Here is a 16,612-nt window from a genome sequence, read left to right as displayed (position 1 = left end):
TCCAGTCCTCCGCCAGCGCCGCCGATGCCGCAGCCTGCGTCGGCTTCCGACCAGCTGGCGCAGCTGCGCAAGCTGCTCGGGCTGCGTCCGGCCGCGCCGGCGGTCGTGCGCAGCCTCGATCGCCGGCTCGACGGCGCGGAGCTGGCGCCGGGCCTGCGCTGCATCGAGACCTGGGTCCCGTTCGAGCGGCTGCCGGAGCGGCTGGACCTGTCCGCGCTGGGCATGGACGCTGTCGAGACCCGGCGCATCCTCGCCTTCGACACCGAGACCACGGGCCTGGCCGGTGGCACCGGCACGCGCGCCTTCATGATCGGCGCCAGCGACTGGCGCGATGGCGGCCTGCGCATCCGCCAGCTGTTGATGACCACGATGGGCGCCGAGCAGGCGATGCTGCGCGAGTTCGCCGCGTGGCTGGAACCGGGCACGGTGCTTCTGTCCTACAACGGCAAGTGCTACGACCGGCCGCTGTTGAGCACGCGCTACACGCTGGCGCGGCTGCCCGACCCGGTGCTCGGCCGCGAGCACATCGACCTGCTGCATCCCGTGCGCCGCCTCTACCGCGGGGTGTGGGAGAACTGCCGCCTCGCCACCGCCGAACGCCAGCTGCTGGGCGTGGTGCGCGAGGACGACCTGCCGGGCTCCCAGGCCCCGGCCGCGTGGCTGTCCTATCTGCGCGGCGGCAGCGCCGAGCGACTGCGCAAGGTGGCCGAGCACAACGCCCGCGACCTGCGCAGCCTGTGCGGCCTCCTCGTCCACTTCCACGCCCTGGCCCAGGGCGGCCCCCCGCTGCACCCCGTCCCCCGCTGACGCCCGCCGCGTGCCCCTCCCCCGGTCCGGGGAGACCGGGAGGGGCACCTGCACCGCCACCCACCCACCCTTGGCCCCTCCCCGTCCACGAGGCATCCTTCCCACACCACCCGCCCCGCCCGGAGCCCGGCATGTCCATCCACCGCCATCGCCCCTGGCGCAGCGCCGCGGCGTGGACCCTGGCGTGCCTGGCCGCCGCCAGCCACGCGCAGGACCTGGAGCCGCCGCCGGTCGAGTGGCCCGACGTTCCCGCGCACGCCACCACCGCCGACGGCTTCGCACCGCCCGGCTGGCGCGTCGAACGTGCGGTCGAAGGCCACCTCGACGAAGACGGGCGCAGCGACCTGCTGCTGGTGCTGAAGATGGACGACCCCGCCAACGTCCTCGCCCACGACGGACCGGGCCCGTCGCGCTTCGACACCAACCCGCGCATGCTGGTGGTGGCGCTCGCCGACGCCGACGGCTATCGCCGCCTGGTGGCCGACCACGCCCTGATCCCGCGCCCGCATTCGCCGGCCCATGACGACGTGCTCCCCGAGGACGCCCTCGGGATCGCGCCGAGCCGCGTGTTCAGCGTGACGCTGCATGCCTGGGCCAGCGCCGGCAGCTGGGCCAGCACCCAGCGCAGCTTCGCGTTCCGCATCCAGGACGGTTGCGCGCGCCTGGTCGGCCTCGACGAGACATCGCTGCATCGCGCCACCGGCGAGATCACGCAGCGCAGCCTCAACTTCCTCACCGGCCGCGGCTGGACCCGCACCGGCAGCATCGAGGACGACGCCGAAGGCGAACGCCGGTGGATGCGGTTGCCGCGGGACGGATTCACCTGCCTGCAGGAGGTGGGCGACGGGTTTTCGTTCGAACCCGCGCTTGCGCCATAGCGTCACGGAGCGGACTGCCGTTGCGCGGCGGCAATGACGGGTTTGCGTCACTCCTGGCTGTTGCGCGGCCACGCCGTCGCGGCCGGCAGGCGCGAGGGCACCCGGAGCGCGCCGCGCCCGCCGCCCGCGTCTGGCCTGCATGAACGGGCAGGGCGACGGCGGCGCGATGGCCCCGTCGCTGGCTGAACACGACCCGGCGCCGCCGCGCCGGCCCGGCCCCGCGGCACGCTTCTTGCCTGATTGACGCGCGTGCGATGCGTGCGACGGGGAACACGCGTTGCCGTCGTCCGATCCCCTGGAGCCACGATGTCGCGCAAGCCGGAACACGCCCCGATCCCCCCACCGTCACAGCCCGGCGCAGCGAAGAAGAAGGCGGCACCGGTCCGCGAACGCCGCAAGCGTGCTGCTTCGGTGGAGGATCCGGAGGCGCTGCGCGCCGGGCTGACGCCCGAGCAGCTGGTCACCATCGAGGCGCTGGAGATTTTCAAGTGGCGGTTGGCCTTCGTGCGCCGGCCGCTGTTCCTGGCGCCGATTCCGGTGTTGTTCGACAAGGACGACACCCGTTTCGTCGTGGTGCGCGAGGACGGCACCCTGGACGAGGAACCCACCCTGCGCCTGCGCGACTGAGCGCGCTGGCGCGTCAGCCGCCGTTGGCCGCGACCTGGCTATCCGCCGCGGGCGCCCGTCCGGCGGCCGTGCCCGCCGGTTCGGCCGGCAGCAGCGCGGCCAGGGCCAGGAAACTGCCGATGAACATGGCCAGGATCGCGTAGCCGACCGCCAGGTCCAGGCGTCGATCCCTGCGCCGGGCCGCGGAGCCCGGTTGCCTCTGGTGGTGGTCTGCTCGCATCGCCAGGCCCCGTCTGGATGGCCGTGCAGAGTGCGTCGGACCGCGTCGGCGGACCGTGAAGCCGGGCCGGGAAGCCGGGCCGGTTCGACTCCCAAGACCCCTCCGGTCCCTCCCTCGGGCGGGAGAGCGGCGCTCACGGCGCGTCAGGTCCAGACGCCCGCCCCCTCCCCCGCGCGCGGGGGAGGGCTGGGGTGGGGGCCGCTCACGGCGTCCGCCGTGGTCTTGATCACACCCCCACCGCGCTGGGGACGCCCGCTGCCCGCGCCAGGAATCGGGAATGACTTGCGGTATAAGAATGATTCCCATTTAATATGCTCCGGTCGGTCGGCCGTGCCTCGCGCCAGTGCCCGCAACGACCCGACCACGGGATCCCCAAGCCGCGACACGCCAGGGGTGAGCAGCCTTGCCACCTCCTCCACAGGAAGACCATGCCTGACACGTCCTCCGCGCGGCCCGCCGGTGCCTGTTCCCGCGTTTCCAGGGTCCGCCCCTTCCCCCCCGTTCCGTCCCGCCTGGCGACCGCAGTTCTGGTCGCCTGCCTGCCAGCCGTCGCGGCGGCGCAGGATGCCGGCCCGGCAGACGTTGCCGTCACCAGCCGCGGCGCCACCGAACTCGATGCCGTGCTCGTCGTCGCCCAGCGCGCCAGCCGGGTCAGCAACGGCGCGCTCAACCTCGACCTGGAGATCCGCGACACGCCGCAGTCGATCAGCGTGGTCGACGCCGCGCAGATGCGCCGCTTCGGCGCCGACAGCGTGAACGAGGCCCTGCGCCTGGCCACCGGCGTGCGCGTGGACGAGTGGGAGACCAACCGCACCAGCTACGGCGCGCGCGGCTTCGACATCCTCAACACCCAGGTCGATGGCGTCGGCATGCCCAACAGCTGGGGCATCGCCACCGGCGCCATCGACGCCTTCGGCTACGAGAAGGTCGAGGTGATCCGCGGCGCCAACGGCCTGCTCACCGGCGTGGGCAACGCCGCGGGCACGATCAACTACGTGCGCAAGCGTCCCACCAACGAACGCCAGGGGCTGTTCGGCCTGTCCTACGGGTCGTGGGATACGCTGCGCGCCGAGTTCGACTACTCGACGCCGTTCACCGTCGACGGCACCTGGGCCGGGCGCGTGGTCGCCGCGCACGAGGACGGCGACTCCTGGCTGCGCGCCAACCACGACCGCCGCGACTTCGTCTACGGCGTGGTCGATGGCCAGGTCGGCCGGAACGGCACGCTGGCGCTGGGCTGGTCGTACCAGCGCACCCGCTCGGACGGGATCATGTGGGGCGCGCTGGTGTTCGTGGACGCCGACGGCCGCCAGCTCGAGTGGCCCACCAGCGCCACCACCACCCAGGACTGGACGTACTGGAACACGACCACCCACACCGCCTTCATCGAGTACCAGCACCGCCTCGGCGACGACTGGCAGCTCAAGCTTGCCTACGACCATCGGCGCTTCAGCGGCGACGAGCGCATGTTCTACGCCTACGACGGCGCGGGCATGGGGCTGGAGCCCGGCACCGGACTCGGCCTGGTCGGCTACCCGTGGGGGGGCGACGACCGCGCCGTGGCGCGCCTGGGCACGGCGACGCTGGACGGTCGCTTCGAGGCCTTCGGCCGCGCGCACGAGCTGGTGGTCGGCGTGAGTGCCTCGCGCAGCAGCGACGATGGGCGCGAACGCGCGGCCGATCCCGACGCGCCGGCCTGGGGCCCGCTGCCGCCGTTCCCGTATCCCACCAGCGCGCTGCCCGAGCCGGCCTGGGGCGAACCGGTGCAGTACTCCGCGCTCAACCAGTCGCTCGAGCGCGTGTTCGGCACCACCCGCCTGGCGTTGACCGATCGGCTCAAGGCGATCCTCGGCGTCAACCACGCGCGCTACCGCCGCCATGGCCGCTCGTACGCGCTCGACTTCGACCAGTCCACCCGCCACACCAGCCCCTATGCCGGACTGACCTTCGACTTTAGCGAGCGCGTGCTCGGCTACGTGAGCTGGTCGGACATCCATCAACCGCAGGACCAGGTGGACGCGGACGACCGCTACCTCGATCCGAGCCGGGGCGTGAACGTCGAGGCCGGGATCAAGGCCGACTGGCTCGACGGCCGCCTGCTGACCACGTTCGCCGTGTTCAGGGCCGACCAGGACGGACTGGCGACGCCCACCGGCGAGTACAACGAATACGGCTCGTACGTGTACGCGCCGGTGGACGTGCGCTCCAAGGGCGTGGAACTCGAAGCGGTGGGCCGGCTCGGCGAGCACCTCGATGTCGTGTTCGGCGTCACCGCGCTGGAGCTGGACGGCCTCGACGGCGAGGACACCTATCCCTGGGTGCCGCGCCGCACGGCCAACCTGCAGCTGGCCGGGCGCGTGCCTTCCGTCCCGGCGCTGGGCTGGGGCGTGGCCGGGCGCTGGCAGTCCGGCGTGTGGAATACCGAATCGAGTGGGTTCCGCGTGCGCCAGGACGCTTACGAGGTGGTGGATGCGTTCGTGTCCTGGGAGCTGCGGCCCAACGCCACCCTGCGACTGAACGTGCGCAACCTGGGCGACCGGAAGTACATCAACACGCTGCGCTACAGCGGCTACTACGGCGCGCCCGCGAACTACACGCTGAGCTTCGACTGGAGGTTCCAGTGAGCACGCCTGCCTGCGCCCCATGAGCCACGACGAGGCCACCGCCATGTCCCGCGCCAGCCCCGCCATCGCCAGCGCCACGGGCCGCCGGCGCAGATTGCGCTTCGCCTCGCGCGTGCTGGTCGCGGTGCTTGGGGGCTACGCCTTCGCTTGGGGCGTGGTCGCGGCCGGGACGGCGCTGATGTACGCCGCGGGGATGGGCTTCCACGACGCCGAGTTCCTGTCCAGCCTGCTCGGCGTGCTGGCGCTCCTGGTGGCGTTGCTGTGGGCGTTCGCGGTGCGGCGCGAATGGCTGGCGTGGGTGGTGCTGCCGGGCGGGGGCACCGTGCTCGCAGGCGTCGCGTCGCTGGTGCAGGCGTTGCTGGCCTGAGGAGGAGGGAACATGTTCCAGGGATTCCGCCAGGCGATGGCATGGGTGCACACCTGGTTCGGCCTGGTGCTGGGTTTCGTGCTGATGGCGGCGTTCTTCTTCGGCGCGCTGTCGGTGTTCGACCGCGAGATCGACCGCTGGGCGATCCCTGCGACGCGGTTCGAGCCGCAGCCGATGCCGTCGTTCGACGCGGTGCTGCGGCCGGCGTTCGAGCGCATCCAGCCCACGCCCGAGGCGATCGAGGCGATGCGCCCGAGGGTGGACGGGCCGATGCCCGCGCAGTACGACACCGTCGGGACCTGGAGCGCCTACACCACCCACCGCGATCCGGTGCTGCAGCTGTTCGCCGGCTTCGTCGTGCCCAATGCCAGGCACGCGGGCGACCTGCTGTGGGCCGACGCCACCATCGACCCGCGCGACGGCCGGCCGCTGCCCGACGACCGGCTCAAGGTCGGCAGCGGCTTCTTCTTCCCGCTGCACTACGGGCTGACGCTGGACTGGCGGAACCTCGGCATCTGGATCGTGGGCCTGTCGGCGCTGGTGATGCTGGCCGCGCTGGCCACCGGCGTCGTGATGCACCGACACCTGTTCCGCGAGTTCTTCACCTTCCGGCCCGACCGCGCGCGGCTGCGCTCGGTGCTCGACCTGCACAACCTCACCGGCGTGGTGGCGCTGCCGTTCCACTTCTTCTTCGCGCTGACCGGACTGCTGATCTTCGCCGCGACCTACTACTTCCCGGTCGGCCATACCCAGTTGCACGAGCTGCACGACCTCAACGCGCGCCTCGAGGCCGGCCGCACCGGGCTGCCGCACGAGCGCGCCGGCGTGGCGGCCGGGCTGGCGGACGTGGACGCGATGGTGGCCGACGCGCGGCGCCGCTGGGCCGAGGACGGCAAGGCCGGCGACGTCGGCTTCCTGGTGCTGCAGCACGTGGGCGATGCCAACGGCTACGTCAGCGTGTACCGCGCGGGCACCGACCGCATCGCCCTGGTCGGCGATGGCATCCACTACCGGGCCGCGACCGGGGAGCTGATCCGCGAGGATCCCGCGCCCACCCCGGTGGAGCGGATGGCGCAGTTCCTGACCGGGCTGCACCTGCAGCACTTCCGCCACTGGCTGCTGCGCTGGCTGTACGTGCTCGGCGGACTGGCCGGCGCCGTGTGCATCGCCACCGGCTTCGTCTTCTTCGTCGAGAAGCGCAAGCGCCAGCATGCGCGCCAGGGCCGGCAGGGCGCACGCGTGGTCGATGCGCTCGCGGTGGCGGCGGTCACCGGGATGGTGCTGGCGGCCCTGGGCATCCTGGTCGCGAACCGGCTCCTGCCCGAGGACCTGCCGGCGCGCGCGACCTGGGAGCGCTGCGCCTTCTGGGGCACGTGGATGGCCGCACTGCTGCATGCGGCGTGGCGCAGCGCGCCGGTCGTGCAGGGGCTGCCCAATCCGGCCTGGCGCGAACAGGCGGCGGCGATCGCCGTGCTCGCGGTTTCGGCGGCCGTGCTCAACTGGATCACCACCGGCGACCACCTGCTGCGCACGCTGGGTGCGGGCAACGGGCCGGTGGCGGGAGTGGATCTTGCGCTGCTGGCGACGGCCGCGATCGCCGCGGCCGGCGCATGGCGATTGCGGCAGCGGGCGAGGGCGGTCGCCACGGCGCGGCGTGCGGTCGGTCCGGAGCCGCGCCATGCATGAATCCAGCGGCGCGTGGCTGCTGTTGGCCGCCGTCGCCTGCGCGCTGGCGGGGATGGGCTGGCTGGCGCTCTCGTTGCCCGCGCACGTGCAACAGGCATGGGGGCGGAATGCGCCCGCAGGCCTGCTGCGGCTGCATCGCGCGCTCGGTGCCGCGGCGGTGGCGCTTGCGCTGGTGCTGTGCCTGGGCGCCGACCACGCGAGCATCGCGGTCCTGGTGTGGGCCATGACGCTCAGCGGCGCCGCGCTCGCGGTCGCGTTCGCGCTGGCCTGGCGGCCGTGCTGGCTGCGCGCGCTTGCGCCATGGATGCGTGGGCGGGTGCGCTGACGAGGTCGAGCGTCCTGGCCAAGGTGGCAGGCGGCGGACGTTGCCCCTGCCGGTCGACAACACCACCTGCACGTCGGTGAATCCGCGCAGGAAACGCATTCAGGAAAAAGTCCGCGCGCCACACGTGCTACTCACGTCGCGGCGCGCACCTTGTCGGTCGGCCGGCATCCGCCGGACGCACGCAACGACACACCGACAGGGAGCACTTCGATGACGAACCAGAACGACGACAGGCATGCACACGGCGACGCCAACCGCGATCCGATCACCGGCACCCCGGGCGCACACCCGGTCGGCACCGGCGTGGGCGCGACCGCGGGTGGGGTGGCGGGCGCGGCGGTCGGCTCGGTCGCCGGGCCGGTGGGCACCGCGGTAGGCGCGGCGGTGGGCGCGATCGCCGGCGGGCTCGGCGGCAAGTCGATGGCCGAACGGGTGAACCCGACGGTCGAGGACGCCTATTGGCGCGAGCACTACAGCGCCGAGACCTACCACGATCCGCAGTACGGCTACGAGGACTATGCGCCGGCCTACCGCACCGGTTACGAAGGCCGCGCGCGGTTCGCCGACCGCGACTTCGAGCAGGCCGAGCCGGACCTGCGCGCCGAGTACGAGCGCGGTCGCGGTAATTCGCGCCTCGACTGGGACCGCGCACGCGACGCGACCCGCGCCGCGTGGCACCGCGTCGAGCGCGCGTTGCCGGGCGACGCGGACGGCGACGGCCGCTGAGTTGCGCCGCGCCTCGCGCGCGGCCGGGGCCCCGCGGATTGCGGGGCCCTTTTTCGTTGCCGGGGGCATGGTTCGCCCCCACCCCGGCCCTCCCCCGCTAGCGGGGGAGGGGGTGTCACGGGAGTGGAGGCGGCTGGGCCGCCCTGCTCTTTCCCCCGCATGCGGGGGAAGGCCGGGATGGGGGCCGCGTCCGACGCGAGGACTTGTGGCGCAGCGGTCGGACCTTGCCCCCACCCCAACCCTCCCCCGCGGGCGGGGGAGGGGGTGTCACGGGCGTGGAGGTGACTGGGCAGGCCCTGCTCCTTCCCCCGCATGCGGGGGAAGGCCGGGGTGGGGCGGTGTCGGACGCGAGGACTTGCGGCGCAGCGGTCGGACTTTGCCCCCACCTCAACCCTCCCCCGCGGGCGGGGGAGGGGGTCACGGGCGTGGAGGCGGCTGGGCAGGCCCTGCTCCTTCCCCCGCATGCGGGGGAAGGCCGGGATGGGGGCGGTGTCGGACGCGAGGATTTGCGGCGCAGCGGTCGGACTTTGCCCCCCACCCCAACCCTCCCCCGCGGGCGGGGGAGGGGGGCCACGGGCGTGGAGGCGGCTGGGCCGCCCTGCTCCTTCCCCCGCATGCGGGGGAAGGCCGGGATGGGGGGCAGCGTCCGACGCGAGGATCCGCAACGAAGCAACAGCACCTTGCCGCCTCTGCGTTCCACCTCGCGACAACACCCGCCGTGCGATGTTAGGGGCGATCCGCACGCCGCCCGCGCCATGCACCTGGTCCAGCTGTTCCTCCCGCTCCGCGACAACGACGGCGCCGCCTTTCCGCGGACGCTGTTCGACGCGGTACGCGCCGAGCTGACAGAGGTGTTCGGCGGCGTCACCGCCTTCGTCCGTTCGCCCGGGCTTGGGGCATGGGAGGACGACGACGGCGCGGTGCAGCGCGACGAGGTGGTGCTGCTGGAAGTGATGGCGATGCATCTGGACCACGGCTGGTGGGCGCACTACCGGTGGCAGCTGGAGCAGCGCTTCGACCAGGATGAGGTACTGGTGCGGGCGATGCAGGTCGAGCGGCTGTAGCACGGCTGCCTGGAACCTGACGCAGACGCCATGCGCCACGCGCCACGTGCCGCTGGCCATGGACAATGCGCCTCGTGCTGTTCCGCCGACCCACACATCGCCCGCTGGCTGCTGCATCATGGCGTGATGCAGACCGCGTCCCCACCCGCGATCACGCACACCGGCATCGCCCGGCAGGCCTGGCCGATCATCCTGGCCAATGCCTCGGTGCCGCTGCTGGGGCTGGTGGATACCGCGGTCATCGGCCACTACGGCAGCACCGCCGGTCTCGGGGCGCTGGCGCTCGGCGCGCTGCTGTTCAACTTCATTTACTGGAGCTTCGGCTTCCTGCGCATGGCCACCACCGGCTTCATCGCCCAGGCCGACGGTGCGGGCGACGAAGCCGAGGTGCGGGCGACGCTGGCGCGTTCGCTGCTGCTGGGGGCCGGGTTGGGGGTCTGCCTGGTGCTGGCGCAGTGGCCGCTGGCGGTGGGCTGGTTCGCGGCGATGGACGCCAGCGACCTCGTCGCCGCGCAGGGCACGGCGTACTTCCAGGCGCGGATCTGGGGGGCGCCCGCGGCACTGGCGCTGTACGCCTTCAGCGGCGCGTTGATCGGGCTGGGGCATGGCCGCACCCTGCTGCTGGTGCAGCTGCTGCTCAACGGGCTCAACGCGGTGCTCGACGTGTATTTCGCCGGCGTGCTCGGGATGGGCGCGCGCGGGATCGGACTGGGCACGGCGATTGCCGAATGGAGCACCTGCGCGGTGGCGGCGTGGGTGCTGTGGCGCATGCTGCGGGAGCGGCATGTCGACGGTGCTGCGTTCGTGCCATGGGCACGGCTGCGCGACGCCGCGCGGCTGCGGCGGATGATGGCGGCCAACGGCGACATCATGGTGCGCACGCTGTGCCTGCTCGCCGGGTTCGGCTGGTTCGCCAGCCAGGGCGCGCGGCTGGGCGACACGACCCTGGCCGCCAACCACCTGTTGCTGCAGCTGGTGTCGTTCAGCGCGTTCTTCCTCGACGGCTACGCGTTCGTGGCCGAGGCCCAGGTTGGCGCGGCGGCGGGTGCGCGCGACCGGGCGCGGCTGCAGCGCGTGGTGCGGGTGTCGAGCGAGCTGGCCGCGGCCACTGCCGTCGTGCTGGCGCTGGCGATCTGGCTGGCGGGCGGCGCGATGGTGGCGCTGCTGACCTCGCTGCCGGACGTGGCGGCCACCGCGCGGGCCTTCCTGCCCTGGACCGGGCTGTACGTGCTGTTGTCGGTCGCCGCCTTCCAGCTCGACGGCATCTTCATCGGCGCCACCTGGACGCGCGCGATGCGCAACGCGTCGATGGTCTCGCTGGCGGCGTTCGTGCTGTGCGCCTGGCCGGCGGCGGCGCTGTGGGGCAACCACGGCCTGTGGGCGGCCTTCGTGGTGTTCGTGGTGGCGCGGGCGCTGGCGCTGCTGCCCGGCTACCGCCGCCTGGCGCGGACCCTTACGCCGGCTTCCGCGCGCTGAGGAAGGTCCACAGGTCGCGGTAGGAGGGCACCAGCACGCTCTGCTCGCAGCGGTCGGTGAAATGCACGTCCACCGCCTCGCGGATCAGCGGCAGCAGTTCGCGGCGGGTGGCGCGGTCGTCGGCGTCGCGCAGGCCGTGTCCGCAGCACTGCATGCTCAACACGCCGCCGGGGCGCAGTGCGCGCGCCATGTGGGCGACGATGCCGGAGATGAAGTCGGCGCGGCTCTGGCCTTCGCGCACCGGGTCCATGGTCAGGTCGTAGATCACCGCGTCGAGGTCGCGCGCCTGCGCGATCCAGGCGAACGCGTCGCCGACCACGATGTTGGCGTGCGGACTGTCGAAGGCGTCGCCGCACAGGGCCGGCAGGTGCTCGCGGGACAGCTCCATCACCCGGCGGTCGATCTCGACCATGGTGAGCTCGGAAGGCACCGCGTCGAGCGGCGCGAACGTGCGCAGCAGCTCGTTGAGCACGCCGCCATCGCCGCCGCCGAGGATGGCCACGCGCGCCGGGCGCTCGAGCTCCAGCAGCGGGCTGGTCATGGCCACGCCGTAGGCGGTGTCGGATTCGGAGATCTGGAGGTCGTCGTCGAGGAACAGCTGGCCGCCGAAATGTGGATGGCGGGTGACCAGCACGTGCTGCAGGCCGGTATGCTCGTCGGCCAGGACGTTGGACGGGGCCGGTGCGGACGGCGCGGGATGGGGCTGGAATCCGGCGCGTTGGCCGGTCAATGCGTGCATCGGGACTCCTGGTCGATGGGATGGAACAGTCCCCATCCTCGCGGCTGGGGGCGGGGGGTGCAAGTCTTGGCCGGATCCGGATCGCTGAAGCGCCGTTTTCGCAACGATCGGGCACGCCTGCGCGGTGCGGCGGGGGTTCAGTCCTGCAGCGAGGCGCGCAGCGCGGTGGCCAGGGCGGCATCGCCGCTGACCAGGTCCTGCCAGCGCAGTTCCACTCCGCGGCGGTGGCCCTTGGGCGCGAGTTTCAGGCCCTCGCGGTCGATCCGCAGGGTGTAGGGACGGCCGTCGAGTTCCAGTTCGCGGCGCAGCGGCGCGTCCCCGAGTGGCGTGGTCATCGCAGGCGTCCGGTTGGGGGAGCCGGCATCCGGCGTCCGCGCCAGGCCGGCGCAGCGATGGCCGGCGGCTCAGGCGGCGCGGCTGCCCGGACCACGCGGCGGCAGGGTGAACGCGCGCGGCTGCGGGGCCGCGTCGGGCGCGACCGGCAGCGACGACATCAGTTCGGGCGGGTAGGCGGTGAAGCCATACTCGGCCAGCACCCTGGCGGCCTTGAGCTCGAAGGCGAAGGCATCCCCGGGCTGGCAGCGCGCGCGCAGTGCGCGGATATCGCCGCGCACCCGCTCCCAGAACCGGTCGTCGTCATCGGGCAGGGCCAGGCAGGCCTGCAGCCGGCGGGTGAATTCGTCCACGCATTCGTCCAGGATGCTGCGCGCATGCGGCGAAGCCGGAAGGGCGCGCGAGCCTGCAGCGGATGCGTGCAGTGACGCGGCTGTGGAATCTTCCATGGGGGCGGACATGGGGACTGCGTCCTTGGTTTTCAAGAGGGGAGGGCGCCGGGGCCTGGGCGACCGCGGGGAGCGCACCCACTCTGCAGTTCGCCGGGGGAGCGCGCCGTGAAGAGTGCAGGCGGGCGGGTTCAGATGGCTGAATCGTCCGCGCCCCACCAGCCCGGACACGCCGCCATGCGCGGCGACCGGCGACAATGCACAGCCGCTTGCCGCGCGAGGTTCCATTGCCACCGCATCGCCTGCTGCCGCTGATCATCGCCACCGCGCTGTTCATCGAGAACATGGACTCGACAGCGATCTCGACCTCGCTGCCGCAGATCGCTGCCGACCTGGGAGTGGAGCCGGTGGCGCTGAAGCTGGCGTTGACCGCCTACATGCTGGCGTTGGCGGTGTTCATCCCGGTCAGCGGCTGGGTGGCCGACCGGTTCGGCGCGCGACGCGTGTTCATGGCGGCGATCGGCGTGTTCCTGGTCGGCTCCCTGGGCTGCGCGGCCAGCAGCGGGCTCGGGCAACTGGTGGCCGGCCGGTTCGTGCAGGGCGTGGGCGGGGCGATGATGGTCCCGGTCGGGCGGCTGGTGCTGCTGCGCAGCGTGGAAAAGTCGGAGCTGGTGCGGGCGCTGAGCTGGCTGACCGTGCCGGCCCTGCTCGGGCCGATGCTCGGGCCGGTGGTGGGCGGCGCGATCACCACCTACACCCATTGGCGGTTGATCTTCCTGGTGAACCTGCCGATGGGCGCGCTGGGCATGTGGCTGGCATGGCGCCACATCCCCGAGCTGCGACAGGCGGTGCGGCCGCTGGATCTGCGCGGGTTCGCGCTGTCGGCCGGCGGGCTGTCGCTGGCGATGTTCGCGTTGTCGGCGATCGGCAGCGGCCTGGTGCCCGGCCTGGCGCTGGCGGCATGCGCGCTCGCCGGCACGGGGCTGATGGCGCTGTACGTGCGGCATGCGTGGCGGCATCCGCACCCGCTGCTGCGCATGGACCTGCTGCGCGTGCCGACCTACCGCATCTCGGTGCTGGGTGGTGCCCTGTTCCGCATCGGTACCGGCGCCACCCCGTTCCTGCTGCCGCTGATGCTGCAGCTCTCGTTCGGCCTCGACCCGCTCGAATCGGGCCTGGTCACCTTCACGTCCACCGCAGGAGCGATGGTGATGAAGACGGTGGCGCCGGCGATCCTGCACCGGGTGGGCTTCCGTCCCGTGCTGCTGTGGAACGGGCTTGCCGCCTCGCTGCTGCTGTGCGGGTTCGGGCTGTTCCGCGCCGACACGCCGTACGCGCTGATGGTCGGCGTGCTGCTCGCGAGCGGCTTCCTGCGGTCGCTGCAGTTCACCAGCCTCAACGCGCTCGCCTACGCCGACATCGACCAGGCGCGCATGAGCCAGGCCAGCAGCCTGGCGGCGATGGCGCAGCAGCTGGCGCTCGCGCTGGGCGTGACCCTCGGCGGCTTCGCGCTCAGCCTGGCCGGGGCGATTACCGGGCGCGGCGAGGACGCGGCGATCAACTTCACCTTCGCCTTCCTCACCGTGGGCCTGCTGTCGATGGGGTCGGCTTGGCAGATGCGCCAGCTCCGACCCGACGCCGCCGCGCAGATGGCCGGCCGCGCGCAGGCCGGCCGCGAGGTGGCCGAGCCCAAGCCCGAATCGCGGCCGCAGTCGTAGCCCCGGGCGCGCGCCCGTCACTTCGCTGAATCCGCATCACGCGGCCTGCATCCGTGCGCGTGCACGGTAGGCGCCTCGCCCTTGCAGGAACCCGCATGGCCCGCATTCCCCGCACGCCCGGCGAGGCGCCCGCGCGCGAATTCGAGCCGGCGCCCTTGCCTGTCAGCCCACGCCGCAGGCGCGACCCGCGCAAGGTGCCGCACAGCCCGCCTGCGCAGGGCGGCGTCGGCCACGATCCGCCCACCGGCCCCGAACGCGATCCCGAACTGCAGGGCCACTGACCGGCCTGCCTTCCCCACACCTCCCCAGCGACAAGGAGTCCCCCGTGTTCACCCACAACAAGCGGCTGCAGTACACCGTGCGCGTCAACGACCCCAACCCTGCCCTGGCCAACCTGCTGCTCGAGCAGTTCGGCGGCCCGCAGGGCGAACTGGCGGCGGCGATGCGCTACTTCACCCAGGGCATCGCCGAGGACGATCCAGGCCGCAAGGACATGCTGATCGACATCGCCACCGAGGAGCTGAGCCACCTGGAGGTGATCGGTTCGCTCGTGGCCATGCTCAACAAGGGCGCCAAGGGCCGGCTGGCCGAGGCGGTGGAGGAGGAGGGCGAGCTGTTCCGTTCGCTGCAGGGCGCGGGCAACGACTCGCACCTGACCCAGGTGCTGTACGGCGGCGGCCCGGCGCTGATCAATTCCGGCGGCCAGCTGTGGACCGCGGGCTACATCGACAGCATCGGCGAACCCACCGCCGACCTGCGTTCGAACATCGCCGCCGAGGCGCGCGCGAAGATCGTGTACGAACGCCTGATCAACGTCACCGCCGATCCCGGCGTGCGCGATGCGCTGACCTTCCTGATGACGCGCGAGATGGCGCACCTGAAGTCGTTCGAGAAGGCGCTGCACGCGATCGAGCCCAACTTCCCCCCGGGCAAGCTGCCGGGCATGCCCGAGTTCCAGGAGATGTACGTCAACACCTCGCAGGGCGAGGGCGACATGCGCGGCCCGTGGAACAGCGACGAGAACTTCGACTACGTCAGCGACCCCGAGCGCTTCACCGCGGTCGATGGCGGCGACGGCAGCGCCAGCGTGCGCCTGCCGGCGGCGCAGAGGCGGGTGGTGGTGGCGATGGCCGAGCGCACCGCGTCCGATCCGCAGGTCAATCCGGTCACCGGCATCGAGCTGGGCAAGTCCGAGGACACGATGGCGCGCACGCCCAAGCTGCGGCTCGACCTGGAGCAGGACGACGTGCCCGCCCCGGCCCCGGCGAAGAAGAGGCCGGCGGCGAAGAAGAAACCCGCGCGCGGCAGGTAGGCCGCGTGGGCGACCGCCCGGCGCCGTGGCGCGCCGGGCTTCCGGTCGCAACGGGATCGCTGGTCCAATGGTGGCGGATGGGCGTGGTCGCCCACAGTGCACGGCACGCGCCGCAGGAGAACGCATGAGCTATTGCGAGGAGTTCGCGACGCGCGCACCGGCACGGGCCGAACTCGAGGCCGCGCCGGGGCTGCTGCTGCTGGAATTCGGCGCGCCCTGGTGCGGGCACTGCCGCGCGGCGCAGCCGCCGCTGCGCGCGCTGCTGGAAGGCCGCGACGACGTCACCCACGTCAAGGTCGAGGACGGCAAGGGCCGGCCGCTCGGCCGCGCCTTCGGGGTGAAGCTGTGGCCGACCCTGGTGCTGCTGCGCGACGGCGAGGAGCAGGCGCGGGTAGTGCGCCCGCGGGCGATCGACGACCTCCAGCCCCTGGCCCGGGCGTTGGCTCGGGAGTCAGCGGCAAGCCGTGAATCCATGCAAGACACTCGGGACCTGGACGTCGGCTGACGCTCCGCATGCGCCCGCAAGGGCGGCTGCGGGTCATTGAATCGGGGAGAGGGCGAGGTCGTTTCGCCACCGGACTGGACCCGGACGTGGGCGGGGCGGGCAGGGCTCCCCCGCCTGGTTCACCTTGATGAATACCGCACGCCGCCGAGACGCGCAAAACCAGACGCCGGATCTCGCCTCCTGCGACCGATGGGTGTACAAATGTACACCATGAGCCCCGCCGACGCCCTTCCCCCGCAACGCGCCGCCGTCCTGACCTTCTTGCGCCGGGAACTGGCCGCCGGCCGCGCCCCGAGCCTGGCCGAGATCGCCGAGGCCTTCGGCTTCGCCTCGCGCAACGCTGCGCAGAAGCACGTGCAGGCGCTGGTGGCCGACGGCCTGCTCGAGCTCGAACCCGGGCGCAAGCGCGGCCTGCGACTGCCCGGCCGTCCCGACCAGCTGCCGCTGCCGGTGCTCGGCCAGGTGGCGGCGGGCGTGCCGATCGGCGCCGACATCGGCAGCGACGAACTGCTGCTGCTCGACCGCGCCCTGTTCGCCGAGAAGCCCGACTACCTGCTGAAGGTGAAAGGCGATTCGATGCGCGACGACGGCATCTTCGACGGCGACCTGGTGGCGGTGAAGCGCACCGGCGAGGCGCGCAGCGGCCAGGTGGTGGTGGCGCGGATCGACGGCGAGATCACCATCAAGCGGCTCGAACGCGGGCGCAGCCGGATCCGGCTGCTGCCGCGCAATCCCGAACACGCGCCGATCGAGGTCCAGCCCGGGCAGGACTTCGCCATCGAAGGCGTGTACTGCGGCCTGGTGCGGCGGGGCTGA

The 16,612-nt window shown here is 72.5% G+C and carries 17 protein-coding genes and 2 pseudogenes; 15 read left to right on the top strand and 4 right to left on the bottom strand.

The features are described 5' to 3' along the window. Positions 1-54: 54 nt before the first annotated feature. The 3 genes and pseudogenes from FQY79_RS05570 to FQY79_RS05560 all read left to right on the top strand — a co-directional run. A pseudogene (locus FQY79_RS05570) lies at positions 55-807 on the top strand (ribonuclease H-like domain-containing protein); the annotation flags it as partial. A gap of 131 nt (positions 808-938) precedes the next feature. Next, a complete protein-coding gene (locus FQY79_RS05565; protein ID WP_146311540.1) occupies positions 939-1,685 on the top strand; it encodes a hypothetical protein in 747 nt (248 codons plus the stop codon). A gap of 306 nt (positions 1,686-1,991) precedes the next feature. Further along, on the top strand, positions 1,992-2,312 hold the full coding sequence (locus tag FQY79_RS05560) for a hypothetical protein (protein WP_246123014.1): 321 nt from the start codon (positions 1,992-1,994) through the stop codon (positions 2,310-2,312). 13 nt (positions 2,313-2,325) lie between these two features. Here FQY79_RS05560 and FQY79_RS05555 read toward each other — a convergent pair whose 3' ends face one another. Then, the gene (locus tag FQY79_RS05555; RefSeq protein WP_146311538.1) at positions 2,326-2,532 is read right to left on the bottom strand and encodes a hypothetical protein; all 207 of its coding nucleotides are present in this window, start codon (positions 2,530-2,532) and stop codon (positions 2,326-2,328) included. A gap of 620 nt (positions 2,533-3,152) precedes the next feature. On the opposite strand from FQY79_RS05555, the gene FQY79_RS05550 reads away from it, so the two are divergent. The 7 genes from FQY79_RS05550 to FQY79_RS05520 all read left to right on the top strand — a co-directional run bounded on the left by FQY79_RS05550 (position 3,153) and on the right by FQY79_RS05520 (position 10,800). After that, positions 3,153-5,156 carry a TonB-dependent siderophore receptor gene (locus FQY79_RS05550; protein ID WP_246123013.1) on the top strand — a complete coding sequence of 668 codons (2,004 nt, stop codon included), beginning with the start codon at positions 3,153-3,155 and terminating at the stop codon, positions 5,154-5,156. A 19-nt stretch (positions 5,157-5,175) separates the two neighbouring features. Then, positions 5,176-5,523: an iron uptake protein gene (locus FQY79_RS05545; protein ID WP_232221203.1), complete on the top strand. Its 348-nt coding sequence runs from the start codon at positions 5,176-5,178 to the stop codon at positions 5,521-5,523. 12 nt (positions 5,524-5,535) lie between these two features. Further along, complete coding sequence (locus FQY79_RS05540) at positions 5,536-7,209, top strand: PepSY-associated TM helix domain-containing protein (protein WP_146311534.1); 1,674 nt, start codon at positions 5,536-5,538, stop codon at positions 7,207-7,209. After that, positions 7,202-7,534, top strand: coding sequence for a DUF3325 family protein (locus tag FQY79_RS05535; protein ID WP_146311532.1), 333 nt, complete (start codon positions 7,202-7,204; stop codon positions 7,532-7,534). Before FQY79_RS05540 ends, FQY79_RS05535 begins: the two co-directional genes overlap by 8 nt. Before the next feature lie 210 nt (positions 7,535-7,744). Further along, positions 7,745-8,260, top strand: coding sequence for a glycine zipper domain-containing protein (locus FQY79_RS05530; RefSeq protein WP_146311530.1), 516 nt, complete (start codon positions 7,745-7,747; stop codon positions 8,258-8,260). Positions 8,261-9,015: 755 nt separating this feature from the next. After that, the gene (locus FQY79_RS05525) at positions 9,016-9,324 is read left to right on the top strand and encodes a hypothetical protein (protein WP_146311528.1); all 309 of its coding nucleotides are present in this window, start codon (positions 9,016-9,018) and stop codon (positions 9,322-9,324) included. A 126-nt stretch (positions 9,325-9,450) separates the two neighbouring features. Continuing rightward, entirely contained in the window at positions 9,451-10,800 is a 1,350-nt protein-coding gene (locus tag FQY79_RS05520) for an MATE family efflux transporter (RefSeq protein WP_146311526.1), read from the top strand. Here FQY79_RS05520 and FQY79_RS05515 read toward each other — a convergent pair. The 3 genes from FQY79_RS05515 to FQY79_RS05505 all read right to left on the bottom strand — a co-directional run bounded on the left by FQY79_RS05515 (position 10,778) and on the right by FQY79_RS05505 (position 12,321). Next, entirely contained in the window at positions 10,778-11,539 is a 762-nt protein-coding gene (locus FQY79_RS05515; RefSeq protein ID WP_146311524.1) for a spermine/spermidine synthase domain-containing protein, read from the bottom strand. The genes FQY79_RS05520 and FQY79_RS05515 overlap by 23 nt on opposite strands. Positions 11,540-11,676: 137 nt before the next feature. Next, on the bottom strand, positions 11,677-11,874 hold the full coding sequence (locus tag FQY79_RS05510; protein WP_146311521.1) for a hypothetical protein: 198 nt from the start codon (positions 11,872-11,874) through the stop codon (positions 11,677-11,679). A gap of 69 nt (positions 11,875-11,943) precedes the next feature. Further along, entirely contained in the window at positions 11,944-12,321 is a 378-nt protein-coding gene (locus tag FQY79_RS05505; RefSeq protein WP_146311519.1) for a hypothetical protein, read from the bottom strand. Between the two features lie 197 nt (positions 12,322-12,518). On the opposite strand from FQY79_RS05505, the gene FQY79_RS05500 reads away from it, so the two are divergent. The 5 genes and pseudogenes from FQY79_RS05500 to lexA all read left to right on the top strand — a co-directional run bounded on the left by FQY79_RS05500 (position 12,519) and on the right by lexA (position 16,612). Continuing rightward, positions 12,519-13,979 carry an MFS transporter gene (locus FQY79_RS05500; RefSeq protein ID WP_246123012.1) on the top strand — a complete coding sequence of 487 codons (1,461 nt, stop codon included), beginning with the start codon at positions 12,519-12,521 and terminating at the stop codon, positions 13,977-13,979. A 95-nt stretch (positions 13,980-14,074) separates the two neighbouring features. After that, positions 14,075-14,260 carry a hypothetical protein gene (locus FQY79_RS05495; protein ID WP_146311517.1) on the top strand — a complete coding sequence of 62 codons (186 nt, stop codon included), beginning with the start codon at positions 14,075-14,077 and terminating at the stop codon, positions 14,258-14,260. 44 nt (positions 14,261-14,304) lie between these two features. Beyond that, positions 14,305-15,177 (top strand): annotated as a pseudogene (locus FQY79_RS05490) (manganese catalase family protein); the annotation flags it as partial. 238 nt (positions 15,178-15,415) lie between these two features. Beyond that, a complete protein-coding gene (locus FQY79_RS05485) occupies positions 15,416-15,796 on the top strand; it encodes a thioredoxin family protein (RefSeq protein WP_146311513.1) in 381 nt (126 codons plus the stop codon). 210 nt (positions 15,797-16,006) lie between these two features. Beyond that, the gene (lexA, locus tag FQY79_RS05480) at positions 16,007-16,612 is read left to right on the top strand and encodes a transcriptional repressor LexA (protein ID WP_146311511.1); all 606 of its coding nucleotides are present in this window, start codon (positions 16,007-16,009) and stop codon (positions 16,610-16,612) included.

The sequence above is a fragment of the Luteimonas wenzhouensis genome (assembly GCF_007859305.1).
GTDB lineage: Bacteria > Pseudomonadota > Gammaproteobacteria > Xanthomonadales > Xanthomonadaceae > Luteimonas > Luteimonas wenzhouensis.
Note: the sequence above shows the minus strand (reverse complement) of the source record. Positions and strands in the feature narration are given on the sequence as shown.